Here is a 26,741-nt window from a genome sequence, read left to right as displayed (position 1 = left end):
ATCCGGAGCAGTCCCGGCCTCAGCGGCGTCCGAGGCGACGCTCGCCGCCACTGCCCGTGCGGTACTCGAGGCCGTAGTGCTGGAACAGCTCGGGCTCGGTCGCGGCGTCGAGTTCACCGTCGGTCGCGATGGAGGGTGCGTCCTTCACGAGCTTCTTCGGGAAGGTCACGCGCAGGTGCTTCGGTGCGACGGTCGCCCCGACGAGGGGGACGAACACGAGCTTCTGGAAGCCGACCATCCCGGTCGTGAGCGCACCGAACGCCGGCTCGGACGTGGCGGTGTCGTAGTAGATGCTCTCGAGCGTCCCGACCTTGTCCTCGGCCTCGTCGACGACCGGCAGGCCGATCCAGTCACGGATGTTGGCGGCTTCGAACACGAAGGACTCCTTCCGAGTGCCCGGTGGGTCCGGGTGGCTCTCGGTCGACGCTACCGGTCGGTCGCCTGTGCGGTCACCCTGAGCACGTCGAGCCGGTCGACCGCGGCGAGCACGTCGGCCGCGCCGACCGCCAGGATCGCCGGGTCGGGGTCCTCGGCGAAGACGTCGCCACGCCGGACCGAGGCATCGGTGAGCACGATGTGCGGACCCGATTCGGGCGGTCCCCAGGCCTCCGGCGGTGCCGGCCCGAAGAGCACCACCGACGGCACGCCGTAGGCGGTCGCGAGGTGCGCGGCACCGGTGTCGACGGTGACCACGAGCCGCGCCGCGGCGATGACGCCGGCGAACTCCTGCAGCTCCAGGGAGCCGGCCAGGACCGCCCCCGGCGCCAGCCCGGCCGCGTCGGCCACGGCACGTGCGCGGACGACGTCGTCCGCGCCTCCCGTCAGGACCACGTCGGCACCGCGCTCCCGCAGTCCGCGCACCACGTCGGCGAAGCGGTCCGTGGGCCAGTGCCGCGCCCCGTGGAAGGCACCCACGTGGACGACCGCGGCGTCGGCGACCACGGGCGGTGCCGCCGGGCGGTCGACGGCCACGTCGTCGGCGTCGGCGGGGACGCCGTGCCAGGTGAGCAGGTCCGCCCAGCGGTCGCGTTCGTGCACGTCGGACGGCCACTCCGGACCGTCGTAGCCGTGGGCCGGGTCGGCGTGCCCGATGACCCGACGGGGCTGCAGGGCGGCGATCAGGTCGGACGACTCGGGGCCCGCGCCGTGCAGGTTCACCGCGACGTCGACCGTGCCGGCGGGGACGTTGATCGGGTGGTCGAGCCCGTGCTGCGCCAGGTGGACGTCCACGGCGGGGACGAGCTCGACGACGGGCGCCAGCCACGCGGTCGTCGCGAGGGTGATGCGGTGGTCGGGGAACGCCCGTCGCAGGGCGCGGAGCGCAGGGACGGCGACCAGGAGGTCGCCGAGCTTGATGGCACGGAGGACGACGAGTTCCGGGCGTCCGTCGGCGGCGGGCAGGGTCTCGAGTGCGGTCACGGGCGCGACGGTAGGCGGTGCCCGCTGGTGGCGTCGGCAGCGGGCGCGTTCCCCGGCTGTCCTGAGCCGGCACGCGGCCGCCGACCGGTACTCCGGTGCCATGCCCCTCGCTCCGGACCGCGCGATCCGCGGCCTGCTCTTCGACCGCGACGACACCCTCGTCGTGGACGTCCCGTACAACGCCGACCCGCGCCTGGTGGTGCCGGTCCCCGGTGCCCGTCGCGCCGTGGAGCGGGCTCGTGCAGCCGGGCTGCTGCTCGGCGTGGTCACGAACCAGTCCGTGGTCGCGAAGGGCCTGGCGACGCGCGAGCAGGTCGACGCGACGAACGCCCGCGTGGACGCACTCGTCGGGCCGTTCGACGTCTGGTGCGTCTGCCCGCACGACGCCGGCGACGACTGCGCGTGCCGGAAGCCGCGGCCGGGCATGGTCCTCGACGCCGCCGAGCGACTCGGGGTCCCGCCGGAGGCGCTCGTCGTGGTCGGCGACATCGGCGCCGACGTGCAGGTGGCGCGGACCGCGGGAGCGCAGGGCGTGCTCGTGCCGACCCCGCGCACGCGGCCCGAGGAGGTCGACGCCGCCGAGACCGTCGCGGCGACCCTCGCCGAGGCCGTCGACCTGGTGATCGCCGCGGCCGGACCGTCGACCGTCGAGACGGACCGCACGTGAGCCGTCCCCGCGTCCTCGTGGCGCGCCTCGACTCGTTCGGTGACGTCCTGGTCGCCGGCCCGGCCGTCCGCGCCGTCGCCGCCGGGGCCTCGCACGTCACGATGCTGTGCGGACCGCAGGGCGCCCCGGCCGCCGACCTGCTGCCCGGCGTGGACGGCGTGCGGGTGTGGGCAGCGCCCTGGGTCACCGAGACCGCGCGGCCGATCGACGACGCCGCGCTCGCCGAGTTCCGCGCGCTCGTCGCCGAGGAGCGTCCCGACGAAGCGGTCGTCCTCACCTCGTTCCACCAGTCGCCGCTGCCCCTGGCGCTGCTCCTCCGCCTCGCCGGTGTCCCCCGCGTCTCCGGGGCCTCGGTCGACCACCCCGGCTCGCTCCTCGACGTCCGCCTGCGACCCGGCGAGGACCTGCCCGAGGACATCCCCGAGCCCGAGCGCGCGCTGCGGATCGCCGAGGCGGCCGGGTTCCGGCTGCCGCCGGGGGACGACGGGAGGCTCGTGGTGCGGCACGACGCCGTCGCGCCCCTGTCCGTGGCCGGGCTGGGACGGTACGTGGTCGTGCACCCCGGCGCGAGCGTGCCCGCCCGGTCGTGGCCGGCGTCGCACCACCGGGAGCTCGTCGCTGCCTACGCCGAGCGCGGCGTGCCCGTCGTCGTCACCGGCTCCCCCGGGGAACGCGACCTGACCGCCGCCGTCGCCGGCGCCACCGGCATCGACCTCGGCGGCCGGACCACGCCCGCCGAGCTCGCCGCGGTCCTGGCCGGTGCCGAGGTCGTCGTCGTCGGCAACACCGGGCCCGCGCACCTCGCCGCGGCGGTCGGCGCACCGATCGTCAGCCTGTTCTCGCCCGTCGTCCCCGCCGTCCGGTGGGCGCCGTACGCACCGCTGGTCGAACTGCTCGGGGACCAGGCGGCTCCCTGCCGGCTCAGCCGGGCCCGGGAATGCCCCGTCCCCGGCCACCCGTGCCTGTCCGCGGTGCGCATCGAGGACGTGCTCGCGGCCCACGAACGGCTGCTCGACCGCGCTTCGCGGATGGAACGGAGAAGTCTGCGGAGCGCGCCAGAAGGTGCTGCGTAGCGTCCGCCACTGCTCCCCCTTCTCCTCGTGTCCGACCGACCGAAAGGCTCCGCATGCGCATCCTCGTCTGGCACGTGCACGGCGGCTGGATGGACGCGTTCGTCCGCGGCCCGCACGAGTACCTGATCCCGACCACGCCGGCGCGCGACGCCTGGGGCCTGGGACGTGGTGGGCGCGCCTGGCCGGCGTCGGCGATCGAGATCGACCCCGCCGACATCGCCGACGCCGAGGTCGACGTGGTCGTCCTGCAACGCACCGAAGAACTCGACGCGGCGAAGCGCCTGCTCGCCGGTCGCGACGTGCCGATCGTCTTCGTCGAGCACAACGCGCCCCGCATCGACGTGCCGAACAGCTTGCACCCGTTCCGCGACCGCGACGACCTGACCATCGCGCACGTCACGCACTGGAACGCGCTCATGTGGGACTGCGGCACCACGCGCACCACGGTCGTCGAACACGGCGTCGTCGACCCCGGCCCGCGCTACACCGGCTCGCTCGACCGCCTCGGCGTCGTCATCAACGAGCCCGTCCGTCGGGACCGCGTCGTCGGCACCGACCTGCTCCCCCGCTTCGCGGCCGTGGCACCCGTCGACGTCTGGGGCATGGGCACCGGACGGCTGCCGGAGCTCGGCTTCGGCGACGCCGTGGTCGCCCGCGGTGACGTGCCCTCCGACCCGATGCACACGGCACTCGCCGAACGCCGCGCGTACGTCCACCCGAACCGGTGGACCTCGCTCGGCCTGTCACTCCTCGAGGCGATGCACCTGGCGATGCCGGTCCTGGTGCTCGCGACGACGGACGCGGCCCGCACGGTGCCGGGCGAGGCCGGCGCGATCGCGACCGACGTCGAGGAGCTGGTGCGGGCCTCCCGGATCCTCATCGAGGACCCCGACGAAGCGCGCCGACGGGGCGCCGTGGCACGGGAGGCCGTGCTCGCACGGCACGCGCTCGGCCGCTTCACCGCCGACTGGGACGACCTGCTCGACGACGCCGTGACCCGCGGCGCCGCACGCGACCGTGCGGCTGTGGCCGCGTTCGAGGGGAGCCTCCGATGAAGATCGCGATGGTGTCGGAGCACGCGAGCCCGCTCGCCGTGCTCGGCGGTGTCGACGCCGGTGGACAGAACGTCCACGTTGCCGAACTGTCCGGGGCGCTCGCGGACCGCGGGCACCAGGTGACCGTCTACACCCGGCGCGACGACGCATCCGCGCCGGTCCGGGTGCCACTGCGTCCGGGGGTCGACGTCGTGCACGTCGACGCCGGTCCGGCGCGGCACGTGCCGAAGGACGAGCTGTTCCCGTTCATGGGGACGTTCGCGTCGGTGCTCGCCGCGGAGTGGTTCGTGGACCGGCCCGACGTCGTGCACGCCCACTTCTGGATGTCCGGGCACGCGGCACTCGACGCCGTCGCGCAGGTGCAGGCCCGGACCGGCGGCACCCGCATCGCCGTCGCGCAGACCTTCCACGCGCTCGGCGTCGTGAAGCGTCGGCACCAGGGATCGGCCGACACGAGCCCCGCCGAGCGCGAGTGGCTCGAACCGGCCGTCGGACGGAGCGCCGACCAGGTCGTCGCGACGTGCTCCGACGAGGCCTTCGAACTCAAGGCCCTCGGCGTCCCCCTGCAGCGCATCTCCGTCGTGCCGTGCGGCGTCGACGTTGCGCTGTTCCGCGCCGACGGACCCGTCGAGGAGCGCGGCCGCACGCAGCGGGTGCTCACCGTGTCGCGGCTGGTCCGGCGCAAGGGCGTCGGCACGACCATCGCCGCACTCGCCGCCTTGGTCGCCGAGGGGCGCGACGTCGAACTCGTGGTCGTCGGTGGTGCCGGCGTCGCCGGGGCCGACCTGGTGGACGACCCCGAGTACCAGCGGCTCGACGCGCTCGCCCGGTCGCTCGGGGTCCGTGACCACGTGACCTTCCGCGGGCAGCTGGGACAGCACGAGATGCCCGCCGTGTACCGGAGCGCCGACGTGGTGGTCTGCGCACCCTGGTACGAGCCGTTCGGCATCGTCCCGCTCGAGGCGATGGCCTGCGGTCGACCCGTCGTTGCGTCGAGCGTCGGTGGGCTCATCGACACCGTCGTCGAGGACGGCACGGGCCTGCACGTCACGCCGCGCGACGAGGCCGAGGTCGCTGCTGCCGTCGGCGCCCTGCTCGACGACCCGGACCGCCGCGGATCCCTCGGACGGGCCGGCCGTGCACGCGCGGAGTCGCGGTACACGTGGCAGAAGGTCGCCGCGGACAGCGAGCGCGTCTACGAGCGGCTCCTGGCCGGTGCCGTCGCCGTGGCCGCGCCGACCACCACGGCGGGTGCACCCCAGCGCACCGCCACGGCGGGCGCACCGCAGCGCACCGCCACCCACGCCGGACGGGTCCCGCGTGCCGCACAGCCGACCGAGAGGACCGCCCGATGACCATCGACCAGCAGCCCGGCATCGACGAGCACACCACCGCGAGTGCACGCATCGTGCTCGACCACGTCGCCGCCTCGGTCCCCGTGATCGCCTCGCTCGTCGACCACCACGACCACATCGCCGCCTGGGCCGACGACATCGCGGCCCGTCTCGTCGCGGGTCGCCGCCTGCTCGCCGCGGGGAACGGCGGCTCGGCCGCCGAGGCGCAGCACCTGACCTCGGAGCTGACCGGACGGTTCGACGGCGACCGCCCCGCCTACTCCGCGATCTCGCTGCACGCGGAGACCTCGGCCGTCACGGCGATCGGCAACGACTACGGCTTCGACCAGGTCTTCGCCCGACAGGTGTCGGCGCACGCCCGGGCTGGTGACGTCGTCGTGCTGCTGTCGACCAGCGGCAAGAGCCCGAACCTGCTCCGCGCCGCCGAGGCGGCCCGTGCCGTCGGCGCCCGGACGATCGCGATGACCGGGCCGCGGCCGAACCCCCTGGCCGAGGCGGTGGACGACGCGATCTGCATCGCTGGGCCGTCCGCCAACGTGCAGGAGGCGCAGCTGGTGCTCGTGCACGCCCTGTGTCGGGCGATGGAGCCCGCACTGCGCCGCGGGGTGCGGCGATGACGCCGCGGCGCCTGCGGATCGTCGTCGTCGGCGACACGTTGCTCGACGTCGACGTGGCCGGCACCAGCGATCGGCTCAGCCCGGACGCCCCCGTGCCCGTCGTCGACGTCACGACCGATGACCGCCGCGCCGGGGGCGCCGGTCTCGTCGCCACGATGCTGGTGCGTGACGGACACGACGTCACGCTGGTCACCGTCCTGGGCGACGACACCCGCGCGCAGGAGCTCCGCGACCTGCTCCCCGACGTCACCGTGGTGGCCGGGCCCTCCGGTGCCCCGACGCCGGTGAAGACCCGCGTGCGCGTCGTCGACCACGCGCTCGTCCGCATCGACGAGGGCTGTGCCACTCCGCCGGTGCCCGAGGCCACCGACGCCATGACGGCCGCCCTCGACGACGCCGACGCGATCGTCGTCGCCGACTACGGCCGCGGGGTCGCCGCCGCTCCGGCGCTGCGGGAGGCCCTCGCACGCGTCGCCGAGCACACCCCCGTGGTCTGGGACCCGCACCCGAAGGGCGCCGCACCCGTGCCCGGGATCACCGTGGCCACCCCGAACGCCGCCGAGGCCCGCCGGTTCACCGACGTCGAGGGCCACGGCGTGCCCTTCGCGACCGTGGCCGCCGCGGCCCTCGTCGAGCAGTGGGGTGTCGGCGCCGTCGCCGTGACGCTCGGCGACCGCGGAGCCCTGCTCGCCGACGACCGGTCGGACAGCCGCTTCGTGCCGGCACCCTCCGTCACCGCCGGCGACCCGTGCGGCGCCGGCGACCGGTTGGCGGCCGGTGTCGCCGTGGCACTGGCCGGTGGAGCGGACGTCCCCGACGCCGTCGCCGCCGGCGTGGTCGCGGCCTCCGAGTACCTGGCTGCGGGCGGCGTCACCGCGCTCCTCGCCGACGACGGCCCCGCGCCGCTCTGGGTACCGGGCGCGGACCACGACGCGCTGCGCACCGTGCACGAGGTCCGGAGCGCCGGCGGCACCGTCGTCGCGACCGGCGGCTGCTTCGACCTGCTGCACGCCGGGCACGCCCGCACGCTGTCGGCCGCGCGGGCGCTCGGCGACTGCCTGGTCGTGTGCCTCAACTCGGACACCTCGGTCCGCGCGCTCAAGGGTCCGGACCGGCCGATCATGACCCAGGACGACCGCGTCGAACTGCTGCTCGCCCTGGACTGCGTCGACGCCGTCGTGGTGTTCGACGAGCACACCCCCGACGACGCACTCCGCCGCTTCCGCCCGGACGTCTGGGCGAAGGGCGGCGACTACACCGCGAGCGAGCTGCCCGAGGCCGCGACCCTCGCCGAGTGGGGCGGACGCGTCGTCACCGTCCCGTTCCACCCCGGCCGCTCGACGACCCGGCTCGCCGCGGCCCTCGAACACGTCGGCTGAGCCCGACGGATCCACGCCCCTACGGAAGGAAGTCCATGCCCGTCCCCACCACCCCCATCGGCCGCGTCCTCGTCACCGGAGGCGCCTCCGGACTCGGCGCAGCGGTCGTTGCCGCGGTCGTCGAGGCCGGCGGCACCCCGATCGTCCTCGACCTGCGCGTCGACGCGGTGTCCGAGGGCATCGACGCCGTGGCCGTCGACGTGTCGGACACCGACGCGGTCGAGCAGGCGGTCCGCCAGGCGGCCGAGCGTCACGACGGACTCGACGCGGTCGTCACCGCCGCGGGGATCGACACCCCGGCACCGATCGACGCGATCTCGTCCGGCAACTGGGAGAAGATCGTCGCGGTCAACCTCATCGGCACCGCCTCGGTCGTCCGCGCCGCGCTGCCCGCCCTCGAGGCGGCGCACGGCCGAGTGGTGACGATCTCGTCGTCACTCGCCCTGCGCGGCGTCGGCGACGGCACCGCCTACTCGGCGTCGAAGTTCGGCGTCCGCGGCTTCTCGCAGGCCCTGGCCGCCGAGACCGCCGGCCGCATCGGTGTCACCAACGTGATCCCGGCCGGCATGCGCACGAACTTCTTCGCCGACCGCACCGAGCAGTACAAGCCGGGTCCGGACGCGCAGCTCATCGAGCCCGAGTACGTCGCGAACGCGATCCTCTTCGCGCTGTCGCAGCCGGCCGGCTGCGAGATCCGGGAGCTGTCGATCATGCCCGCGACGGAGCCGAGCTGGCCGTAGGCGCTCGCTGCCGCCGCGCCTCCGCCTGGTGCGAGGTTGATCACTCGGTGCGGGGACGGAGACCTGCACGGAGTGGTCAACCTCGCACCGCGCGTTGGTCGTCGCCACGGGGCGGCCGGGAGGCACGTGCCGGGTTGGCACCGTGCCTCCCGTCCGTCCGTCTTGTCACGTTGCCTGCGCGGTGCGGCGACGCGCGCACGGTGCGGTCAGACGGTGCGGAGCAGGTCGGCGACGTCGTCGAGGACCCGCTGCGGGTCGACCTCGTCGACGTAGGACGGGTCGTGCGCGCAGCGCTCGGCCGTCCACCCCACCTGCGTGACGTCGATCCCGCAGACCGGGCAGCGCGTGACGTAGGACAGGTGCACGCGGTGGCGTCCGCGATCGAACGGCCCGGCGTTGACGACGTTGCCGAACCAGAACACGCCGACGGTGGGCGTCCCGACGGCGACCGCCAGGTGCCGCGGGCCGGAGTCGTCGCCGACCATGACGTCGGCGGCCGCGAGCACGGCGGGGAGCTCGCGGAGCGGCACGGCGCCGGTCAGGTCGTGCACGCGTCCGGCGAGGTCGGCGGGCAGCGCGTCGACGATGGCGGTCGACGCCGGCACGTCCGACGCGTCGCCGACGAGCACCACGTCGTCCCCGGCGGCGAGCCGGACACGGGCGACCTCGGCGAAGCGCGAGGGGCTCCATCGGCGGCGCGGATCCGTCGCCCCGGGGTGGATCGCCAGGAGCCGGGTGCCGTCCCCGGCGACGCCGAGCCGCTCGCGGACCGCTGCCCGCTCGTCGTCGGACACGCGCACCCGCGGGTCGAGCGTGACGGGGGCGGCCCCCGCGAGCGACACGACCTCGAGGGCACGCAGGACCTCGTGCTGGTAGTAGACGTAGCGCACCCAGCGCTCGAGGACCTCGGCGTCCTCGGTCGCGGTGCCGACGGTGTGCCGGGCGCCGAGCCGGAGCAGGAACGGGTTCGAGTTGCGGCCCCCACCGTGCAGCTGCACCGCGAGGTCGAACCGGCCCCACAGCCGGGCGAAGAAGTCCTCGGCATCAGGAGCATCGTCGCCGGCGTCGCGGACACCCGGTGCGACCGGGAGTTCCTCGAAGGCGTGCACGGCGTCGGTCCGGCCGCCCAGGAGCGCTGCCGCGGCGGGCGTGCCGAGGAGCGTGATGCGCGCGTCCGGGTAGGCCGCGGCGAGGGCTTCGAGGGCCGGCACGGCGAACATCAGGTCGCCGAGGCCCCCTCCGCGGAGCACCGCGATCTCGGTCACGCCGTCGAACCGCTCTCCGCCCACACCGATCTGCTGCACGCCTCTCGTCTACCGGTCGGATGCCGGTGGGACGTCCAGCACCGGGCGACGGACGGGCACCGATGGACACGAAGCGCGGAATCGAGTCGGCACACAGCGGTGTCCGAGCACCGTCTGACCCCCGTACGCCCTCCGGAAGGACACCATGACGATCGCACCCGCCGCTGCCGACGCCGCCACGGACCTGGTGGTGACCGACCCCGTCGACGGGACGGTCGCGTCGACCCTGCCCCGTGCCTCCGAAGCCGAGGTCCGCGATGCGGTCGCCCGCGCCCGGGCCGCTGCCGGCTCCTGGGCACGCACCGCCCCGGCCGAGCGCGGGGCGCTGCTGCACGCGGCGGCCGAGCACGTGCGCGCACACGCGCAGGAGCTCGCCGACCTGAACACCCGCGAGACCGGCAAGGTGCCGGGCGACGCACTCGGTGGGGTCGAAGCCGGCGTGGGGACGCTCGTGCAGTACGCCGAGCTCGGGCCGGTGCACCGCGGCGAGGCCCTGCGCGGGCAGTTCGGGGCAGCCGACTGGGCCGTCCCGCACCCCCGCGGAGTCGTGCTCGCCCTGACGCCGTGGAACGACCCGGTCGCCGTGGCCTGCGGCATCCTCGGTGCCGCGATCGTGGCGGGCAACACCGTGGTGCACAAGGGCAGCGAGCGGTCCCCCGCCACCATCGCGCGCCTGAACGCGCTGCTCGCCGAGGTCCTGCCCGACGGCGTGCTCGTCGGCGTGGACGGGGACGGCTCGACCGGCGAGCTGTTGCTCGCCCAGGACGGCATCGACGTCTACGCGCACGTCGGGTCCACCGCGACCGGTGACCGGCTGTCCGAGGTCGCCGTCGCGACCCGAGCCCACGTGGTCCGTGAGAACGGCGGGAACGACGCGGTCGTCGTCGACGCCGAAGTCGACCCGGAGTGGGCCGCCGCCCAGGTGGCGCTCGGCGCGTTCGCGAACACCGGGCAGATCTGCACCAGCGTCGAGCGCGTCTACGTGCACCGCGACGTCGCCGAGCCGTTCGTCGCCGCCCTCGTGGCCGAGGCGGAGCGCCGCACCGCCGCACCCGCGACGAGCTACGGACCGTTGGTCGACGACCGGCTGCGCAGCACCGTGCAGTCCCACGTCGACGACGCCCTGCAGCGCGGTGCCTCGGCACGGACCGGTGGGGTCATCCCGGACGGCGTCGGGTCCTTCTACCCGGCGACCGTGCTCACCGGGTGCTCCGACGACATGCTCGTGATGACCGAGGAGACCTTCGGTCCGATCGCACCGGTCCGCGTCGTGGCCGACTTCGACGAGGGTCTCCGGCTCGCCGCCGCCGACCGGTACGGCCTGGCCGCCACCGTCCTGACGAACGACACCGGTCACGCCCTGCGCGCCGCCGCGGAACTGCCGGTGGGCACCGTCAAGGTCAACGCGGTGTTCGGTGGTGCACCGGGCGGCAGCGCCCAGCCGCGCCGTGCCTCCGGAGCGGGTTTCGGGTACGGCCCGCACCTGCTCGACGAGATGACCACCACTACGGTCGTGCACCTCGAGCCCGCGCCCGCACGCACCGCCGGCGGCACGCGATGAGCGTCGACGTCCGGCTCGTCCGCGACCTGGTCGCCACGATCGACGACCGCGAACCACTCGTCGTCGTGATCGGCGACTGCATCCTCGACCGGTGGACCGTGGGCGAGGCCGAGCGGGTCTCGCGCGAGGCACCGGCACCGGTCGTCCGGGTCACGGAGACCATCGCGGTGCCCGGCGGCGCGGCGAACACCGCGGTGAACGCCCGCGCGCTCGGCGCCCGCGTCCGGATCGTCGGACTCATCGGCGACGACGAGCCCGGTGACGTCCTGCGCGAACGGCTCGAGACCGCGGGCGTCGACACCGCGTTCCTGGTCGAGATCGCCGGTGCGCGCACCACCACGAAGTCCCGCGTGGTCGGTGGCGACCGGGTCGTGGTGCGGGTCGACGACCTGGCCGGCACGCCGACCGCCGACCACAACGAACGGCTGGCACGTGCCGTCGCCCGAGCCGTCCGCTGCGCCGACGCCGCGGTCGTCTGCGACTACGGACTCGGCGTCCGTGCCGAGGACGTCGTCCCGGTGCTCGACCGCGACCGCCCGGGGTCGATCGTCGTCGACGCGCACGACCTGCCCCGCTGGGCGTCGTTGCGACCCGACCTCGTCACGCCGAACGCCGGCGAGGCCGCAGCACTGCTCGGACGCGACCTCGGGACCGGCGCCGACCGGGTGGCCGCCGTCCTGGGCGCACGGGCCGACGTCCTCGCCCGGACGGGTGCCCGCGCGGCCGTCGTCACGCTCGACCGCGACGGCACCGTGCTGCTCGAGCCCGACACGGACGAGGGCTTCCGCACCCGAGCGGTGCCGGCCTCCGAGCAGCAGGCGTCCGGCGCCGGGGACACGTTCTGCGCCGCAGCGACGGTGGCGCTCGCGGTCGACGCGTCCGTCCGCGACGCCGTCTCCGTGGCGCAGGCCGCCGCCGACGTCGTCGTCCGCGAAGCCGGCACGTCGGTCTGCAGCGCAGCCGCCCTGCTCGACTCGGTGACGGCACCGGCAGCCACCGTCGTCGACCACGACGAACTCGCGATCGCCGTCGAACGGGCCCGTCAGGCCGGTCGGCGCGTGGTGTTCACGAACGGCTGCTTCGACGTCGTGCACCGTGGGCACACGACGTACCTGCGCCAGGCCCGGGACCTCGGCGACCTGCTGGTCGTCGCGCTGAACGACGACGACTCGGTGCGACGGCTGAAGGGCCCGGAACGCCCGATCAACCCGGCCGAGGACCGCGCCGGCGTGATCGCCGCCCTGGCCTGCGTCGACCTGGTGACGGTGTTCGCGACCGACACACCGATCCCGCTCATCGAACGGCTGCGCCCCGAGGTCTACGTCAAGGGCGGTGACTACTCGCCCGAGATGCTCCGCGAGACGGCGGTCGTGCGCGGGTACGGCGGCGAGGTGGTGATGGTCGACTACGTCCCCGAGCACTCCACGACGGCCGTGGTCCGGCGCATCCGTGAAGCCGCCGCCGCGACAGCCGGGCCCGCGACGGCCGTGCCCGCAGCGACCACCGCGACCGCAGCCGCGACCGACCCCGAGGGGACCACGGACGGAAAGGTCATACCGCAGTAGGGGGTCGTCGAGACCCCGGCGGGATGGCAGCGCTCGCGGTGCTCCGTAGCGTCGAACCCGTCGACGAGGTCCGTCGACGGAGGGAGCGTCGCCGTGTTCGACCAGATCACCCCGTTCGTCGTCGAGTTGGCCGCGAGCCCGCTCGTCTACGTCGTGCTCGTCGCCCTGTGCTTCGTCGACGGCTTCTTCCCGCCGGTCCCGAGCGAGTCGGCGCTGGTCGCCGTCGCCGCCATCGCTGCCACGTCCGGCCAGCCGGTGCTCGCCGGGGTCCTGGTGGCCGCCGCGGTGGGGGCGATCGCGGGTGACTCGGTGGCGTACTGGATCGGCCGCCGGATCGGACTCGCGCGCCTGGCGCAGTCCCGGTGACCGCGGATCGCTGCGGCGTTCGCGTTCGCCGAACGGCAGATGCAGCGCCGGTCCGCGAGCCTGATCCTGGTCGGCCGCTACATCCCCGTGGGCCGGGTCGCGGTGAACATGACCGCCGGCGCGACCCGGCTGCCCTACCGTCGCTTCCTCGCCATCAGTGCGATCGCCGGGACGGCGTGGTCCGCGACGTCGGTCGGGATCGCCCTGGCCGCGTCGCAGGTGCTGCACGAGCCGCTCGTCGCCGCCCTGGTGTCGATGGTGGTCGCGGGTGGCCTCGGCATCGCGGTCGACCGGGTCATCGGTAGCATCAGCCGCAGGCGCGATGCCCGTGCCGCCCGAGCGGCCGCCGCGATCGTCCCCACGACCGGCGTGCCCGCGACCGGGGTGCCCGCGACCGACGTGCCGACCGCGAGCACCGCACCCGTCGCGCACGCCCCGTCCGCCACACCCCGCATCGTCCCCACCGGAGAGATCGTCCGACCGTGACCACCGCCCTGCTCCGCCCGCGACCGACCTGGCTGCCGCTGGCGACCCGGATCGCACTCGTGGTCGCGGTGGTGTCCCTGTTCAGCGTCGCCGCCCCGGTGACCTCGGTGTACTACGCCGTCGCCGTCCCGCTCTCCCTGCTCGTGTCGGCGGTGCTCGCGGTCAGCATCGGCATCGCCCCGTTCGTCCCCCGCACCGCCGCCGCCGCCCACCTCGTCGGTCTCGTCGCGCTCGGCCTGCTCACCGCCCCGGTCGAGACGAGCCCGTGGCCGATCCCGGTCACCGGCATCATCGGCCTGAGCGTCCTGCTCGTCGTGCTCGGAGTCCGCTCGACCTGGCGGCTGACCGCGATCGTCTGGGCCGTCGCCGCCGTGCTCCCCCTGCTGCTCGTCGCCGTGACGCCGGGCCGCTGGGACCAGCCCGCCGTCTGGGCGACGAGCTTCGTCGTGTCGGCTGGTGACACGCTCCTGGTCGCCGCGGCCGCCGTCGTCATCGGGCAGCGCCGCAGCATCCGCCAGGAGCTCGTCGCCGCCCGCCGCGACGCCGAGCTCGAGCAGGCCCGGCGCCGCACGGTCGAGGAACGCTCCCGGATCGCCCGCGAGCTGCACGACGTCGTCGCGCACAGCATGTCCGTCGTGCACATGCAGGCGGAGTCGGCCCCGTACCGGGTCGCCGACCTGCCGCAGGAGGCCCGCGCCGAGTTCGCCGCGATCGCCGAGACCTCGCGCACCGCGCTGCGCGAGATGCGGCAGCTGCTCGGCACCCTGCGCGGGGACACCGCCGCCGAGCGCGCCCCGCAGCCGGACCTCGCCGACCTGCCCGCGCTCGTGCAGGCCACGCGCGCCGCCGGCATCCCCGTGGAGCTCCGCGTCGACGTCGCCGACGACGTCGACCGGCTCGCACAGCTCACTGTCTACCGGGTCGTGCAGGAGGCGCTCGGCAACGTCGCCCGGCACGCGCCCGGCGCGTCCACCGTCGTGACGGTCAAGAGGGACGAGACGCGTCTCCGGGTCGAGGTCGCCAACACCGCTCCACCCGCTGGCACCGTGCCGACCGCACCACCCGACGACGGTGGCTTCGGCCTGGCCGGTATGCGCGAGCGGGTGACGGCGCTCGACGGCACGATCGACAACGGCCCCGTGGCGGACGGCGGCTTCACGGTCGTGGTGACGCTTCCCGTCCGCGTACCGGCAGCCGACGGGGGCAGCCGATGACGCGGGTGATGGTGGTGGACGACCAGCAGATGTTCCGCATGGGACTGCAGGCGATCCTCCAGGCCCAGGACGACGTCGAGGTCGTCGGCGAGGCCGCGAACGGTGCCGAGGCGGTGGTCGCGGCGATCCGACTGCAGCCGGACGTGATCCTGATGGACGTCCGGATGCCGGAACTCGACGGGATCGAGGCGACCCGACGGATCACGGCGGCGCCGACGGACCGACCCGTCCGCGTGGTCATGCTGACGACGTTCGACATCGACGACTACGTGTTCGACGCCCTGCGCGCCGGGGCGAGCGGCTTCCTGCTCAAGGACGCGAGCGCCGACGAGCTCGTCGCCGCGGTGCGCACGGTGGCCGCGGGCGAGGCACTACTCGCGCCGCGCGTGACCCGGCACCTGGTCGAGGCGTTCGTCGCCGGACCGGTCACCGCCGCTCCGCGCACCGAGGTGCTCGACGTCCTGACCGACCGGGAGCGCGACGTCTTCCTGCTCATGGCGCGCGGGCGGTCGAACGGCGAGATCGCGGGCGACCTGTTCATCGCGGAGCAGACCGTCAAGACCCACGTGGGGCGGGTGCTGGCGAAGTTGCAGTTGCGCGACCGGGTGCACGCCGTGGTGCTGGCGTACGAGGCCGGCCTGGTCCGCCCGTCCGCCTGACGCGCCGCTCACGTCCCGTCCGACGCGCCGCTCACGTCCGACGCGCCGCTCACGTCCGACGAGGTTCCGAAATCTGCACATCTCGCGCGCCGAACCGTCGGTCCGTGGAACTTCGGCGTCGTGCCAGCGGCGTGTCGCCCAGCCGCGCGCCGGGTCGACGCAGGTCGCGGTGGGCAGACCCGACGACACACGGACGGGAGGCCCGGTGCCAGCCGGCACCGGGCCTCCCGTCAGTAGGTGGTCGCGACTCAGGCGGCGAGGTGCGCCTGCAGGAACCAACGGTCCTTCGTCAGACCGCGCTCGATCTCGATGACGACGTCCTGGCTGTTGAGGTCGACCTCGTCGAGACCCTCGACGGCGCGACGGACCTGCAGCAGGGCCGCGTCGATCTGGGCGATGACCTCGGTGATGGTGACGTCGGAGTTCTGGAAGCCCTGCGACAGCGGCGGCAGCGTCGTGTTGGCGGCGACGGTCGCGATGCGCGAGTCGACCGGCAGGCCGAGGGCGACGATGCGCTCCGCGGCGGTGTCGGCGTAGGCCTGGGCGTGCTCGACGATGTCGTCGAGGAGCTCGTGCACACCGACGAAGTTGCGGCCGCGGACGTGCCAGTGCGCCTGCTTGCCGTTGACGACGAGTGCCTCGAGGTCGATCACGACGGGGGCGAGGAACTGTGCCACTCCGGCGGCGAGCTCCGGCGTCGTCGAGAACGGGGACGTGGTGGTCGTGGTGCTGGTGGTGGTCGTGGTCATGTCTGAACCTCCTGCGTCGTGGTTACACCGGATCGCTGGGCCTGTCCTGACCAGTTCGGTGCTGCCGATGGACACAACCATGCCCGCTTCTCTTGTATGCCGCAAGGAAGCGGAGGCTGCCCTTACCGGCACCAGCAGCGGGCAGCGGTCAGCCGACGAGCGTGTCGAAGCCGGCGTCGCTCAGCTCGATCTGGACGGCGGAACGCGCGCGCTCGACCCAGGGGCTGTCGGTGCACCCGATCCAGACGCTCGTGCGCGGCTCGCAGTCGGCGACGCACCACTCGGCCGCCCAGCCGGTCAGGGCGTGCGCGAGGGCCTCGCCGTGGTCGGCGAAGACGAGTGGCGACACCGCCGAGGCGCGGGCGCTGCGGACCAGCCACGTCACGGTCACGCGGGGCGGTGCGGGCAGGTTGCGGATCTGCTCGTCGAGGGCGACCTCGACGAAGACCTGTCCGTACGCGTTCTCCGGCAGGTCTTCGAGCTGACGGCGGATCTCCGGAAGGTCCTCGACGCCGCCGGCGATGAGGATGCGTTCGCTGGGCTGTCGCCGGGTCCGTGCCATGCTGCAACGGTAAGGCAAGCCTTACCTCATCACAAGGGCTGCTGGCCGGTTCCGGCGATCTCCACAGCCGGCACACCGAGTTCGTGCGCCAGGAACGTCCACATCCACGACAGCGCGACGGTGTTCGTGAGCCCGGGGACGCCCTGGGCGATCTGCGTCGCGACACCGTCGCTGTAGGCCGCGAGCTTCAGGGCCACGGTGTCCGGGTCGATCGGTCCGGCGCCGCCCGGGAACGTGCCGGCGTCGGCACCGCGGCGGATCACGCGGACCAGACAGGCCTCCCAGACGCGGATCCGTTCGGCGTACTCGGCGGCCACCTCGGGCCGGCGGGCGACCGCGGTCCAGTAGTCGGACCAGATCCGCCAGTGCTGCCGGACCTGTTCGGTGTCGTCGAACAGCGGCGCGACGAGCATCCGCAGCGCCTCGACGGGGTCGGACTCGGCGTCGACGGCGATGACGATCGCCCCGTAGAAGCGCTCCGTCTCGAGCACGACGACCTCGTTGAGGATCTCCGCCACGCTGCCGAAGTGGTACGTCACGGTGCCGACGGACACCCCCGCCTCGGCGGCGATGTCCCGCAGGCCCGTCGCGCCGACGCCGTTCCGGACGATGACGGCGCGGGCGGCCGCGACGATCATCGCGCGCCGGACCGCGGGACGCTGCCGGACGCGCGGCGCAGCCCCCGCTGCCGCCCCCGCCGCGCCGGTCACGCCGAGGTCCTCGGGACGTCGTCGGCGAAGGTCTGCTCGGTGACCAGCACCTCGGGGACGTCCGGGCCGCCGACACGGGCCCAGGCCCGCACGGTGTTCACGACGTGGAAGGCCTCGGCGTCGGCGGTGACCTCGGAGGAGGTCTCGAGCCGCGCCGACCAGTCCGGCTTCTCCAGGCCGATCGCCCAGCGCGACGACGCCACGGCCGAGTTGGGGTCGTCCGACCGGATGCGGTACGTCTCACGGGCGTCCTCGCTGAAGACGAGCCCGTCGGGGTAGACCCGTCCGCCGCCGTACCCGGGGTCGACGTCGAGGGTCCACTCGCCCGTCTCGACGTCGTGCGTGACGGTGCGCTGCGGCAGCTGCTCGGTCGGTGCCACACGCTCGATCGCGAGCGGCGTCGACCGCTCGGGCTCGTCGAAGCGCACGTCGTCGTCGGTGTCGCGCGTCCAGACCGGCAGGCACACCTCGGACGCCGTCGGGTCGATCGTGACGGTGGCCTCGGTGCCGTGCGGCCAGACCCAGGGCCAGTAGGACGACGACACCGCGATCCGCATGCGGTGCCCGGCTTCGAACCGGTGTCCGGTCGCGACGAGCTGCACCGGCAGCGACGCCGGTTCGCCGGGGACCAGCGGGTCGTTCCGGTCCATGCCGTCCCGCTTCGCGGCGTTGAGCACCCCGCGCGTCACGAGGGTCGACGAGCCGTCCGGCGCGACGTCGCACAACCGTACCGTCAAGGTGGCGCGGGGCTGGTCGCTCGTGACCGACAGGGTGACGAGTGCGTTGCCGAGCAGGTCGAACGCCCTGCCGACGGGCAGGTCGAAGCAGACGGAGCGGCCGTCCTCGGCACGCTGGTCGGGTGGCAGGTCGGTCGCGTTGCCGAACGGGAAGAAGCGTCCGGCGTCGGCGCCGGTGTGCTGCGGCGACCGGACGACCACAGGCCCGTCCTCGCCGCCGCGCAGCGTCGCGAGGGGCAGCGCGCGCCGGTGCGTCGCCGTCGAGGGCCACGCCTCGGCGCCGACCCACCGGCCCCGTCGCGCGGCGTAGTACGTCGCCGGTGCTTCGCCCTCGTTGATCCAGGCGCGGAGCGCGGGGTCCGCTTCCACGCCGGTGTCGATCCCGCGGAGCCAACGGTCCCACCAGCGCAGCGTCTCCTGCAGGAACCCGATCGACGGTCCGGGTGCGAGACCGCGGTCCGGGTACTGGTGCGACCACGGTCCGACGATGCCCTTGACCGGGGACTGCACGTTCGACACCAGTCGGAGCACGGCGTCGCGGTACGGGTCCGCCCAGCCGCCGACGGCGAGGACCGCTGCGCCGATGGTGCCGTAGTCCTCGGCGGCGCTGCCGTGCCGCCAGTAGTCGTCGCGCTCTTGGTGCGCGAGCCACACCGGCGTCATCGGGCGGTTCGACTCCAGCCGCTCGCGCCACCGGTCGACCCAGTCCGTGCCGACGACCTCGGGCCGCGGCGGTCGCGAGTTGAACGCGAACATCGTCGCGCCCCACGCCGCCATGTCGATGCCGAGCACCGCTCCGCCGACGTAGTGCACGTCGTTGTCGTACCGGTCGTCCGTCGAGCACACCGTGACGATGGCCTTGAGCGCGGCGGGCGCCCGAGCTGCGAGCTGCAGGGCGTTGAACCCGCCCCACGAGATGCCGAACATGCCGACGGCGCCGTTCGACCACTCCTGCTCGGCGAGCCAGGCGATCACGGCCTCACCGTCGCGGAGCTCCTGCTCGCTGTACTCGTCGTCGAAGAACCCGTCCGACGAGCCGCTGCCCCGGATGTCGACCCGCACCGAGGCGTACCCGTGCTGGGCGTACCAAGGGTGCCGTTCCGAGTCGCGGGGCGCGGTCCAGTCGTCGAGCCGGTACGGCAGGTACTCGAGCAGCACCGGCACCGGACCGTCGGGCGACGCCGGCGACCAGATCCGGGTGTGCAGCCGGACGCCGTCGGGCATCGGGATCCACTCGTCGCGGACGGTCACGCCGTCCGGCAGCGCGTCCGGCGCGCCGATGGCGGTGAAGGTGGCGGGAGTGGTCCCGTCGCTCATGCGTCCCCCCAGTTGCGGGTGCGGTGTCCGTCGCCGTGGTCGGTCCAGCCCTCGGTGTGCCGCCAGCGCGGCACACCGTCGCCGACGTCGGGCAGCTCCGTGCTGCCCGGTTCGAGCGTCGCGGCGAGCAGCGTCGACGTGTACGGGTGGTTCGGGCCGGTGAAGACCCGCTCGGTCGGTCCGATCTCGACGATCCGGCCGCCGGTCATCACGGCGACCCGGTCGGCGACGCCCCGGACGACGGCCAGGTCGTGGCTGATGAACAGGCAACTGAGCCCGCGCGAGCGCTGCAGGTCGGCGAGGAGCGCGAGGATCCCGGCTTGCACCTGCACGTCGAGCGCGGTGGTGATCTCGTCGGCGATGACCAGGCGCGGCTCGGCGGCGAGGGCCCGGGCGATGCCGACGCGCTGTCGCTGCCCACCGGAGAGCTGCGCCGGCAGCCGGTCGGCGAACTCCGGGGCGAGGCCGACCTGGGTGAGCAGCTCGCCGACGCGCTGCCGCGAGGACGTGCCCGTGAACAGCTTGAGCGGTCGCCCGATCGCCGCGCCCACGGTGCGCCGCGGGTTGAGCGACGTGTCGGCGTTCTGGAACACGAGCTGCACCGCACGACGAAGGTCCGGGGACCGTCCGGCGATCGGCTCGCGCAGGTCGCCGCTCACGGTCCCGTCGTCGAACGAGAACGTGCCCGACTCGGCGGGCACCAGGCCGGCGAGGGCCGTCGCGAGCGTCGACTTGCCACTTCCGGACTCCCCCACGACCGCGAGCGTCTCACGCGGCGCGATCGTGAAGGAGACGCCGTCGACGGCGGCCGGCAGGCCGCGTCCGTAGCGGATCACCAGGTCCTCGGCGGTCACCACGGGACGGACGAGCGGTTCGGGGCCCACGCCGCCGGTTCCGGCGCGACGCGCCAGCGGCGGGCCGGCCGTGCCGGTGGGGACAGGAACGGTTCGGCCGGCCCTGGAGGCGACCGCCGACGAGACGGTCGCCGTCTCGGGCACGTGCCCCGATCCTCCCGGCCGTCGCCCGTCCGGCACCGCGGCCAGCAGGGCACGCGTGTACTCGTGCTGCGGGGCGGCGAAGAGCGCCGCCGTGGCGGCGTGCTCGACGACCTCGCCGTCGCGCATGACGGCGATCTCGTCCGCCATCGCCGACACGACCCCGAGGTCGTGGCTGACCAGCAGGACGGCCATGCCGAGCTGCCGGCCGAGGTCCGCGATCAGGTCGAGGACGGCGGCCTGGGTGACGACGTCGAGCGCCGTCGTGGGCTCGTCGAGCACGAGCACCCGGGGGCGTGCGGCAACGGCCATCGCGATCGCGATGCGCTGCTGCTGCCCACCGGAGAGCTGGTGCGGGTAGCGGCGGACGATCGCGTCGGGGTCTGGCAGCCGGACCAACCGGACCAGCTCGGCGACGCGCTCGGGGCCGTCGGGTTCGCGGTGGGCGCGCAGGGCCTCGCGGATCTGCTCGCCGACGCGCATCGACGGGGTGAGTGCCTGGCCGGCGTTCTGCGCGACGACGGAGGCGACGCCGCCGCGGAGCTCGCGGCGGCCGGACGGCGAGAGCGCGAACACGTCGTCGCCGCCGACGCGGACCGAGCCGCCGACGATCGTCGAGCCCGCTCGGAGGTGCGCGAGCAGGGTCCGGGCGACGGTGGACTTGCCGCTGCCGGACTCCCCGACGAGCCCGAGGGTGCGGCCGGCGGGGATCGCGAAGGAGACGCCGCGCACCACGGGGACCAGGCGCTTGCCGGCCGCGTAGGAGATCGCGAGGTCGTCGACGCGGACGATGGGGTCCGTCGCGGTCGCTGGTGCGGCCGGTGCGGTGTCGGTGTGCGTCATGCGCTCACTCCCTTCGTGGCGCGGTCGACGCCGAGCGACTTGCTCAGACCGTCGGCGGCGAGGTTGAGCCCGATCACCAGGGTCGCCAGGGCGACGATCGGTGCGAGCGTGCCGAGCGGCACCACGGTCAGCGCGGTGCGGTTCTCCTGCACCATCAGCCCCCAGTCGGGCGTCGGTGGGTTGGCGCCGAAGCCGAGGAAGGACAGCGACGCGACGAGCAGCACGATCCACGAGGCCCGCATGGCGTACTCGACGAGCACCACGTCGAGGACGTTCGGCAGGATCTCGCGGAACACGATCGACAGCGCGCGTTCACCGCGGGCCCGGGCGGCCGTCACGTAGTCCTGCGTGATGACGGTGCGGGCGGCACCGCGGACGACGCGGGTCACGGCGGGCGCGTAGACGACGGTGACGGCGAGGACGATGACCCAGAGCCCGGCGTCGAAGACGGTGACGACGACGAGGAGGGCGAGGATCGACGGCACGCTGAGCAGGGCGTCGACGACGCGCATGACGGCCTCGTCGAACCAGTTGTCCGCGTACGCCGTGATGCAGCCGAGCACCGTGCCGACCGCGACGGCGATCGTCGTGGCCAGGAACGTCACGAGCAGGGCGTACCGGCCGCCGTTGAGCGTCCGCGACAGCACGTCACGGCCGTACTGGTCGGTGCCGAGCCAGTGCGTCCAGGTCGGGCCGGCGAGGACGTCACCGGCGTTCGTGGCCACCGGGTCGTACCCGGCGATGACCGGTGCGAGCAGGGCGAGCACGACGTGCAGGGCGATGAGGCCGAGACCGATGCTCAGCGCCGTCGAGCCGCGCAGGGGCGCGAGGGCCCCGGCGAGGACGACGCGTCCGGGGCGGCGGGTGGCGGTGGCGGTCATGCGGCGGCCTTCCTGGTGCTGCGCGTCGTGCGGGTGCGCGTGCGCGGTCGCCGCTGGCGGGTCCGCAGCTTCGGGTCGAGGGCGAGCGCCACGAGGTCGGCGGCGAGGTTGCAGACGACGTAGATGACGGCGCTCAGGAGCGCGATCGCCTCGATCGTCGGCAGGTCGCGGTTGAAGACCGACTCGAGCATGAGCTTGCCCATGCCGGGGTAGTTGAAGACGTTCTCGACGACGACGACACCGCCGAGCAGCCAGGCGACGTTGAGCGCGACGACGTTCAGCGTCGGCAGCAGCGCGCTCGGCACCGCGTGCTTCCAGACCACGCGGCGCATCGTCAGGCCCTTGAGCTCCGCCGTGGTCACGAACTCGGACGCCATCACGTCGATGGTCGAGGAGCGGGCGGTGCGCACGATGTAGGCGGCCATCGCCAGGGTGAGCACGATGATCGGCAGCCAGATCGTCGGCAGGAGTTCGCCGACGGTGGCGTCGCTCCCCCGCAGCACGACGGCGGGGAAGATCGGTAGGCCGATCGCGAAGAGCAGCACGAGCACGGTCGCGACCATGAACTCGGGCACGCTCATCACGACGAGACTGACGATCGAGATCACCTTGTCGGACGGGCGACCCCGACGGACCCCGGCGAGGACGCCGAGCGTCAGGGACACCGTGACGCCGACGAGCATGGCGGGCACGGCGATGAGCATGCTGTTGCGGAAGGCGGTGAACAGCGTCGGCGCGACGGCCTCGCCGCTGACGAGCGAGGTGCCGAAGTCGCCGTGCACTGCGCCACCGAGCCACTGCAGGTAGCGGAGCCACACGTTCTGGTCGAGGCCGAGGGTCTCGCGGAGCTGCTTCACCGCGTCCGGGGTGGCGTTCTGGCCGAGGAGCTGCTGCGCGACGTCGCCGGGCAGCGCCTGCACGGCCAGGAACACGAAGAGCGAGGCGAGCACGACCGTGAGCACGGCGATGCCGACCCGGCGGAGGACGAGGACGAGGACGTCCGACGGGGTGTTCTTGGTCGTCATCGGCGCAGTCCGATCCGGAGGTAGTCGAACTCGAAGCCGTACTCCGAGTAGTTCACGACGTCGCGGGACAGCCCCACGAGCCGGTCGCCGAACATCGGGGTCATGTCGGCCCCGTCCTCGACCACGAGCCGCTGGGCGTCCTGGTAGAGCGTCAGCCGCTTGGCGTCGTCCATCTCGGCGCGGGCGTCGTCGAGCAGCCCGTCGAAGGTCTCGTTCGACCACGCGCTCTCGTTGTAGGACGAGCCCGTGCGGAAGATCTGGTTGAGGAGCTGGTCGATCGGCCGGCCGGTGAACCAGTAGCTCACCATGAGCGGCTTCTGCATCCAGATCTGCGTGTAGTACGAGTCCGAACTCGCGTTGCGGACGGTCAGGCGGATGCCCGCGTCGGCGACGGCGTCGCGGTAGGCGACCGCCATCGGCGTGAAGACCGACTCGTAGCTCGACGTGTAGATCGAGGTCCGGAACCCCTCGTGACCGGCCTGCTTGAGCAGTGCCTTCGCCTTGTCCGGGTCGTACTCGCGGTGGTCGTCGACGAACGCGGCGAGCTGCGGCGGGACGGGGTTGTCCCACCCGGGCGAGCCGGTGCCCTGCAGGGCCGTGTCGACGATCTGCTGCGGATCGTAGGCGAGCTTCATCGCCTGGCGGACCCGCGGATCGCTGAACTCGTCGCTCGTGGCGAGCATCGGGATCGTGTACCACTGGGCGTTCTTCGACCGGGCGACGGTGGCGCGGTCGGACGCGGACACCACCCGAGCGGTCGCGAAGTCCAGGTTCGTCTGCGAGATCAGGTCGATCTGGCCGGCGAGGAGCGCGTTCACCCGGGCGGTGGTGTCCTGGATCGAGTAGAAGTCGATGCCGTCCAGCGCGGGACGCCCGGCGAAGTGGTCGTCGAACGCCTCGACGCTGCCGGCACCGGCGGGGGTGAACGCGGAGAGCCGGAACGGACCCGTCCCGATCCCGGTGCGGCCGATGTCGGCGATCGCGGCCGCCGGCACGATGTAGCACTGGTACGCGGTGAGCAGCGACGGGAACTCGGCGTTCGGCTTGGTCAGCGAGAACCGCAGCGTGTACGGGTCGGTCGCACGCATCGAGTCGGCGTCCATCACCTCGCCGAGGACCCCGGCCTGCGGGCTGCCGGTCTTCTCGTCGAGGATGTGCCGGATGCTCGCGATGGCGTCGTCCGCGGTGAAGCGGCTGCCGTCGTGGAAGGTGACACCGCGGCGGAGCGAGAACGTCCACTCCGTGCCGTCGGCGTTCGCGGACCACTCCTCGGCGAGGTCGGGCACGGTGGTGCCCTGTTCGTCGAGCTTGACGAGCCGGTTGTACAGCGCGCCGAGGTACTCGTACGCCGACAGCGAGCTGGCGGAGTCGAGGGTCTCGGCGGCCGAGGCGGCCGGGCGCGCGATGCGCAGACGACCGCCGCGTCGGGCGACGCCGGTGGCCGCCGCCTCGGGGATGGTGGGCGTGCCGGCGTTCGCGCCGGAGCTGCACCCCGTGAGGGTGAGCAGGCCGAGGCCGGCGAGGCCGGCGGCGCCGGTCAGGAGCGCTCGGCGGCTCGGGCCGCGGGCGTTCCGGGGTTCGGGGACGATGGGCTGCATTCGGGGTGGCCCCTCCTGTAATCGTTCCGGTGAACGATAGAGGGAGACCGGCGATCCCCCAACTCCTGCTCCTCGTCCGTCCGAGTGTTTACGAACTCGTTACACGGGCGCCGCCGGCGCGGAGCATGATCGGACCATCCCGTCCGAGGAGGATCATGGCGACGTTCACCAGGGGGTTCGGTGGCCGTCGGGCCGACCGAGACGACACCCGCATCCCGCCCGGCCAGACCCTGGTGCGTGACTGGCCGGTCCTGTCAGCCGGTGCCACGCCCGAGGTCGACCCGGCGTCGTGGAGCTTCTCGATCCGCACCGAGAACGGTCTGCACACCTGGACGTGGGACGAGGTGCACGCGCTCGGCGTCGAGGACGTCACCGTCGACATCCACTGCGTCACCCACTGGACCAAGCTCGACATGCCCTGGCGCGGCGTCCCCCTCGACCGCCTGTTCGAGGACGTCGACACGTCGCTCGACCACTGCATGGTGCACAGCACCGGCGGCTACACGACGAACGTGCCCCTCGACGAGCTGCTGGACGGCAAGGCGTTTATCGCGTTCGAGGCCGACGGTGAACCGCTCGAGCCCGAACACGGCGGTCCGGCGCGCCTGCTGGTGCCGCACCTGTACTTCTGGAAGAGCGCGAAGTGGGTGAGCGGGATCGTCATGCAGGCGGACGACGAGCCGGGCTTCTGGGAGAACGCGGGCTACAACCTGCACGGCGACCCGTGGAAGGAAGAGCGGTGCTGGTGACGGTTCCCGACACCGACCTGGCCACCGACCTGGAGGCCCGGATCGCGCCCGCCGGTCGGCCCGCGCCCCGCAGACGGCCGGCCTGGCACCCCGCGACGGTCGCTTCGGTGGAGCGCGAGACCCCGAACGCCCGTCGGGTCGTCCTGGACGTCCCGACGTGGCCGGGGAACGACCCGGGCCAGCACCTGGACCTGCGGCTCACGGCCGAGGACGGCTACCAGGCATCCCGCTCGTACTCGATCGCCTCGGCGGGCGACCGGACCGACGTCGTGCTCGCCGTCGACCGCGTCGAGGGTGGCGAGGTGTCCCCGTTCCTGGTCGACGCGGTCGAGGTCGGCGACGCGCTCGAGGTGCACGGGCCGCTCGGCGGCTGGTTCGTGTGGCGCCCCGGCGCGTCCGACCGTCCAGTGCAGCTGATCGCCGGCGGCTCGGGGATCGTGCCGCTCGTCGCCATGGTCACCGCGCACGCCGATGCCGGGGACCCCGCACCGTTCCGGTTGCTCGTCGCCGTCCGGACCCCGGACGACGTCTTCTTCCGCGCCGAACTCGACCGCGCCGTCGCTTCCGACGCTCCGCTCGACGTGACCACCGTGTACAGCCGGACCGCTCCCCCAGGGTCCGCCGTGCCCGCGGGACGGCTGACCCGCGATGCGCTCGCCGCCGCGGTCTTCCCACCCGACGCCGGGGCGCTCGTCTACGTGTGCGGCTCGACGCCCTTCGTCGAGCAGGTGCTCCGCTGGCTCGCCGACCTCGGGCACGACACCACCGACATCCGTGCCGAACGGTTCGGGGGCAGCCGATGATCGTCGTCGACGGCAACGCGCTCGCGGGGGGCCTGTCCGAGGTGCTCGGTCCGGAGCCGACCGTGGCGGTGCTGTGTTGTGCGGGGTGCGGGGCCCGCGGATCGGTCGCACGCACCGCCGTGTACTGCTCGGCGATGGGCTCCGTCGCCCGGTGCCGGACGTGCGACACCGTGCTCGTCACGGTGGTCGAGGCCGGCTCCGCGCGCTGGATCAGCCTCCCCGGTACCCGTGCCGCGCTGATCCCAATACCCGAGGATCGCGGCTCGCGCAATCACTGACCGCATCTCCTGCGGAGTTCTTGCGGTTTTCCGC

General features: G+C 73.7%; 27 protein-coding genes. 16 read left to right on the top strand and 11 right to left on the bottom strand.

The window, feature by feature from the left end; all coding sequences use genetic code 11:
* Nucleotides 1–19: 19 nt before the first annotated feature.
* Nucleotides 20–376 carry a PRC-barrel domain-containing protein gene (locus DEJ14_RS09535; RefSeq protein ID WP_111084060.1) on the bottom strand — a complete coding sequence of 119 codons (357 nt, stop codon included), beginning with the start codon at nucleotides 374–376 and terminating at the stop codon, nucleotides 20–22.
* 50 nt (nucleotides 377–426) lie between these two features.
* Nucleotides 427–1,419 (bottom strand): glycosyltransferase family 9 protein, encoded by a 993-nt coding sequence (locus DEJ14_RS09530; RefSeq protein WP_111084061.1) that lies wholly within the window; start codon nucleotides 1,417–1,419, stop codon nucleotides 427–429.
* 100 nt (nucleotides 1,420–1,519) lie between these two features.
* On the opposite strand from DEJ14_RS09530, the gene DEJ14_RS09525 reads away from it, so the two are divergent.
* The 7 genes from DEJ14_RS09525 to DEJ14_RS09495 are packed head-to-tail and all read left to right on the top strand — an operon-like array spanning nucleotide 1,520 to nucleotide 8,305.
* A complete protein-coding gene (locus tag DEJ14_RS09525; RefSeq protein WP_111084062.1) occupies nucleotides 1,520–2,086 on the top strand; it encodes a D-glycero-alpha-D-manno-heptose-1,7-bisphosphate 7-phosphatase in 567 nt (188 codons plus the stop codon).
* A complete protein-coding gene (locus DEJ14_RS09520; RefSeq protein ID WP_258373169.1) occupies nucleotides 2,083–3,159 on the top strand; it encodes a glycosyltransferase family 9 protein in 1,077 nt (358 codons plus the stop codon). The genes DEJ14_RS09525 and DEJ14_RS09520 overlap by 4 nt, the downstream gene beginning before the upstream one ends.
* 53 nt (nucleotides 3,160–3,212) lie before the next feature.
* Entirely contained in the window at nucleotides 3,213–4,214 is a 1,002-nt protein-coding gene (locus tag DEJ14_RS09515; RefSeq protein WP_111084063.1) for a glycosyltransferase, read from the top strand.
* Nucleotides 4,211–5,569, top strand: coding sequence for a glycosyltransferase (locus tag DEJ14_RS09510; RefSeq protein WP_111084064.1), 1,359 nt, complete (start codon nucleotides 4,211–4,213; stop codon nucleotides 5,567–5,569). The genes DEJ14_RS09515 and DEJ14_RS09510 overlap by 4 nt, the downstream gene beginning before the upstream one ends.
* On the top strand, nucleotides 5,566–6,186 hold the full coding sequence (locus tag DEJ14_RS09505) for a D-sedoheptulose-7-phosphate isomerase (RefSeq protein ID WP_111084065.1): 621 nt from the start codon (nucleotides 5,566–5,568) through the stop codon (nucleotides 6,184–6,186). Before DEJ14_RS09510 ends, DEJ14_RS09505 begins: the two co-directional genes overlap by 4 nt.
* 11 nt (nucleotides 6,187–6,197) lie before the next feature.
* Nucleotides 6,198–7,565 carry a PfkB family carbohydrate kinase gene (locus tag DEJ14_RS09500; RefSeq protein ID WP_111084183.1) on the top strand — a complete coding sequence of 456 codons (1,368 nt, stop codon included), beginning with the start codon at nucleotides 6,198–6,200 and terminating at the stop codon, nucleotides 7,563–7,565.
* A 35-nt stretch (nucleotides 7,566–7,600) separates the two neighbouring features.
* Complete coding sequence (locus DEJ14_RS09495; protein WP_111084066.1) at nucleotides 7,601–8,305, top strand: SDR family oxidoreductase; 705 nt, start codon at nucleotides 7,601–7,603, stop codon at nucleotides 8,303–8,305.
* 206 nt (nucleotides 8,306–8,511) lie between these two features.
* Here DEJ14_RS09495 and DEJ14_RS09490 read toward each other — a convergent pair whose 3' ends face one another.
* Nucleotides 8,512–9,609 (bottom strand): glycosyltransferase family 9 protein, encoded by a 1,098-nt coding sequence (locus DEJ14_RS09490; RefSeq protein WP_111084067.1) that lies wholly within the window; start codon nucleotides 9,607–9,609, stop codon nucleotides 8,512–8,514.
* A gap of 145 nt (nucleotides 9,610–9,754) precedes the next feature.
* Between DEJ14_RS09490 and DEJ14_RS09485 the strand changes: the two genes are divergently transcribed.
* The 6 genes from DEJ14_RS09485 (at nucleotide 9,755) to DEJ14_RS09460 (ending at nucleotide 15,460) form a co-directional block, all read left to right on the top strand.
* Nucleotides 9,755–11,170, top strand: a complete 1,416-nt coding sequence (locus DEJ14_RS09485; RefSeq protein ID WP_111084068.1) for an aldehyde dehydrogenase family protein — start codon at nucleotides 9,755–9,757, stop codon at nucleotides 11,168–11,170.
* A complete protein-coding gene (gene rfaE2 / locus DEJ14_RS09480) occupies nucleotides 11,167–12,735 on the top strand; it encodes a D-glycero-beta-D-manno-heptose 1-phosphate adenylyltransferase (RefSeq protein ID WP_111084069.1) in 1,569 nt (522 codons plus the stop codon). The genes DEJ14_RS09485 and rfaE2 overlap by 4 nt, the downstream gene beginning before the upstream one ends.
* A gap of 93 nt (nucleotides 12,736–12,828) precedes the next feature.
* Nucleotides 12,829–13,101: a hypothetical protein gene (locus tag DEJ14_RS09475; RefSeq protein ID WP_258373170.1), complete on the top strand. Its 273-nt coding sequence runs from the start codon at nucleotides 12,829–12,831 to the stop codon at nucleotides 13,099–13,101.
* A gap of 39 nt (nucleotides 13,102–13,140) precedes the next feature.
* Complete coding sequence (locus DEJ14_RS09470; protein ID WP_349775254.1) at nucleotides 13,141–13,587, top strand: DedA family protein; 447 nt, start codon at nucleotides 13,141–13,143, stop codon at nucleotides 13,585–13,587.
* Complete coding sequence (locus tag DEJ14_RS09465) at nucleotides 13,584–14,801, top strand: sensor histidine kinase (protein ID WP_111084070.1); 1,218 nt, start codon at nucleotides 13,584–13,586, stop codon at nucleotides 14,799–14,801. Before DEJ14_RS09470 ends, DEJ14_RS09465 begins: the two co-directional genes overlap by 4 nt.
* Complete coding sequence (locus DEJ14_RS09460; protein ID WP_111084071.1) at nucleotides 14,798–15,460, top strand: response regulator; 663 nt, start codon at nucleotides 14,798–14,800, stop codon at nucleotides 15,458–15,460. The genes DEJ14_RS09465 and DEJ14_RS09460 overlap by 4 nt, the downstream gene beginning before the upstream one ends.
* A gap of 248 nt (nucleotides 15,461–15,708) precedes the next feature.
* On the opposite strand, the gene DEJ14_RS09455 is transcribed toward DEJ14_RS09460, so the two are convergent.
* From DEJ14_RS09455 to DEJ14_RS09420, 8 genes are all read right to left on the bottom strand, one after another.
* The gene (locus tag DEJ14_RS09455) at nucleotides 15,709–16,209 is read right to left on the bottom strand and encodes a Dps family protein (protein WP_111084072.1); all 501 of its coding nucleotides are present in this window, start codon (nucleotides 16,207–16,209) and stop codon (nucleotides 15,709–15,711) included.
* 148 nt (nucleotides 16,210–16,357) lie between these two features.
* Entirely contained in the window at nucleotides 16,358–16,771 is a 414-nt protein-coding gene (locus tag DEJ14_RS09450) for an SIP domain-containing protein (RefSeq protein WP_111084073.1), read from the bottom strand.
* 29 nt (nucleotides 16,772–16,800) lie between these two features.
* Nucleotides 16,801–17,481, bottom strand: coding sequence for a TetR/AcrR family transcriptional regulator (locus tag DEJ14_RS09445; RefSeq protein WP_258373171.1), 681 nt, complete (start codon nucleotides 17,479–17,481; stop codon nucleotides 16,801–16,803).
* Nucleotides 17,478–19,535: a CocE/NonD family hydrolase gene (locus DEJ14_RS09440; RefSeq protein ID WP_111084074.1), complete on the bottom strand. Its 2,058-nt coding sequence runs from the start codon at nucleotides 19,533–19,535 to the stop codon at nucleotides 17,478–17,480. The genes DEJ14_RS09445 and DEJ14_RS09440 overlap by 4 nt, the downstream gene beginning before the upstream one ends.
* Nucleotides 19,532–21,373: a dipeptide ABC transporter ATP-binding protein gene (locus DEJ14_RS09435; protein WP_111084075.1), complete on the bottom strand. Its 1,842-nt coding sequence runs from the start codon at nucleotides 21,371–21,373 to the stop codon at nucleotides 19,532–19,534. Before DEJ14_RS09435 ends, DEJ14_RS09440 begins: the two co-directional genes overlap by 4 nt.
* Nucleotides 21,370–22,254 (bottom strand): ABC transporter permease, encoded by an 885-nt coding sequence (locus DEJ14_RS09430; protein WP_111084076.1) that lies wholly within the window; start codon nucleotides 22,252–22,254, stop codon nucleotides 21,370–21,372. The genes DEJ14_RS09435 and DEJ14_RS09430 overlap by 4 nt, the downstream gene beginning before the upstream one ends.
* Nucleotides 22,251–23,279: an ABC transporter permease gene (locus tag DEJ14_RS09425; RefSeq protein ID WP_111084077.1), complete on the bottom strand. Its 1,029-nt coding sequence runs from the start codon at nucleotides 23,277–23,279 to the stop codon at nucleotides 22,251–22,253. The genes DEJ14_RS09430 and DEJ14_RS09425 overlap by 4 nt, the downstream gene beginning before the upstream one ends.
* Entirely contained in the window at nucleotides 23,276–24,877 is a 1,602-nt protein-coding gene (locus DEJ14_RS09420) for an ABC transporter substrate-binding protein (RefSeq protein ID WP_111084078.1), read from the bottom strand. Before DEJ14_RS09420 ends, DEJ14_RS09425 begins: the two co-directional genes overlap by 4 nt.
* Before the next feature lie 155 nt (nucleotides 24,878–25,032).
* Here DEJ14_RS09420 and DEJ14_RS09415 point away from each other — a divergent pair, with 155 nt between their 5' ends.
* Genes DEJ14_RS09415 through DEJ14_RS09405 form a run of 3 tightly spaced genes read left to right on the top strand, consistent with a single transcriptional unit; the run spans nucleotide 25,033 to nucleotide 26,707 of the window.
* A complete protein-coding gene (locus tag DEJ14_RS09415; RefSeq protein ID WP_111084079.1) occupies nucleotides 25,033–25,626 on the top strand; it encodes a molybdopterin-dependent oxidoreductase in 594 nt (197 codons plus the stop codon).
* Nucleotides 25,623–26,429 (top strand): ferredoxin reductase, encoded by an 807-nt coding sequence (locus tag DEJ14_RS09410; protein ID WP_111084185.1) that lies wholly within the window; start codon nucleotides 25,623–25,625, stop codon nucleotides 26,427–26,429. The genes DEJ14_RS09415 and DEJ14_RS09410 overlap by 4 nt, the downstream gene beginning before the upstream one ends.
* Nucleotides 26,426–26,707, top strand: a complete 282-nt coding sequence (locus tag DEJ14_RS09405; protein WP_111084080.1) for a DUF6510 family protein — start codon at nucleotides 26,426–26,428, stop codon at nucleotides 26,705–26,707. The genes DEJ14_RS09410 and DEJ14_RS09405 overlap by 4 nt, the downstream gene beginning before the upstream one ends.
* Nucleotides 26,708–26,741: the final 34 nt, after the last annotated feature.

Origin of the sequence: Curtobacterium sp. MCJR17_020 (assembly GCF_003234365.2) — a bacterium.
GTDB lineage: Bacteria > Actinomycetota > Actinomycetes > Actinomycetales > Microbacteriaceae > Curtobacterium.
The sequence above is the reverse complement of the archived record's forward strand: the minus strand, read 5'-3'. Positions and strand labels throughout refer to the sequence as shown.

Bases quoted from the DNA above. Each gene is read 5' to 3' on its own strand.
- DEJ14_RS09495 (WP_111084066.1), top strand. From the start codon at position 7,601: ATGCCCGTCCCCACCACCCCCATCGGCCGCGTCCTCGTCACCGGAGGC.
- DEJ14_RS09415 (WP_111084079.1), top strand. From the start codon at position 25,033: ATGGCGACGTTCACCAGGGGGTTCGGTGGCCGTCGGGCCGACCGAGAC.
- DEJ14_RS09420 (WP_111084078.1), bottom strand. From the start codon at position 24,877: ATGCAGCCCATCGTCCCCGAACCCCGGAACGCCCGCGGCCCGAGCCGC.
- DEJ14_RS09435 (WP_111084075.1), bottom strand. From the start codon at position 21,373: ATGACGCACACCGACACCGCACCGGCCGCACCAGCGACCGCGACGGAC.
- DEJ14_RS09460 (WP_111084071.1), top strand. From the start codon at position 14,798: ATGACGCGGGTGATGGTGGTGGACGACCAGCAGATGTTCCGCATGGGA.
- DEJ14_RS09470 (WP_349775254.1), top strand. From the start codon at position 13,141: ATGCAGCGCCGGTCCGCGAGCCTGATCCTGGTCGGCCGCTACATCCCC.
- DEJ14_RS09450 (WP_111084073.1), bottom strand. From the start codon at position 16,771: ATGGCACGGACCCGGCGACAGCCCAGCGAACGCATCCTCATCGCCGGC.
- rfaE2 (WP_111084069.1), top strand. From the start codon at position 11,167: ATGAGCGTCGACGTCCGGCTCGTCCGCGACCTGGTCGCCACGATCGAC.
- DEJ14_RS09510 (WP_111084064.1), top strand. From the start codon at position 4,211: ATGAAGATCGCGATGGTGTCGGAGCACGCGAGCCCGCTCGCCGTGCTC.
- DEJ14_RS09505 (WP_111084065.1), top strand. From the start codon at position 5,566: ATGACCATCGACCAGCAGCCCGGCATCGACGAGCACACCACCGCGAGT.
- DEJ14_RS09405 (WP_111084080.1), top strand. From the start codon at position 26,426: ATGATCGTCGTCGACGGCAACGCGCTCGCGGGGGGCCTGTCCGAGGTG.
- DEJ14_RS09455 (WP_111084072.1), bottom strand. From the start codon at position 16,209: ATGACCACGACCACCACCAGCACCACGACCACCACGTCCCCGTTCTCG.
- DEJ14_RS09485 (WP_111084068.1), top strand. From the start codon at position 9,755: ATGACGATCGCACCCGCCGCTGCCGACGCCGCCACGGACCTGGTGGTG.
- DEJ14_RS09425 (WP_111084077.1), bottom strand. From the start codon at position 23,279: ATGACGACCAAGAACACCCCGTCGGACGTCCTCGTCCTCGTCCTCCGC.
- DEJ14_RS09515 (WP_111084063.1), top strand. From the start codon at position 3,213: ATGCGCATCCTCGTCTGGCACGTGCACGGCGGCTGGATGGACGCGTTC.
- DEJ14_RS09430 (WP_111084076.1), bottom strand. From the start codon at position 22,254: ATGACCGCCACCGCCACCCGCCGCCCCGGACGCGTCGTCCTCGCCGGG.
- DEJ14_RS09525 (WP_111084062.1), top strand. From the start codon at position 1,520: ATGCCCCTCGCTCCGGACCGCGCGATCCGCGGCCTGCTCTTCGACCGC.
- DEJ14_RS09440 (WP_111084074.1), bottom strand. From the start codon at position 19,535: ATGAGCGACGGGACCACTCCCGCCACCTTCACCGCCATCGGCGCGCCG.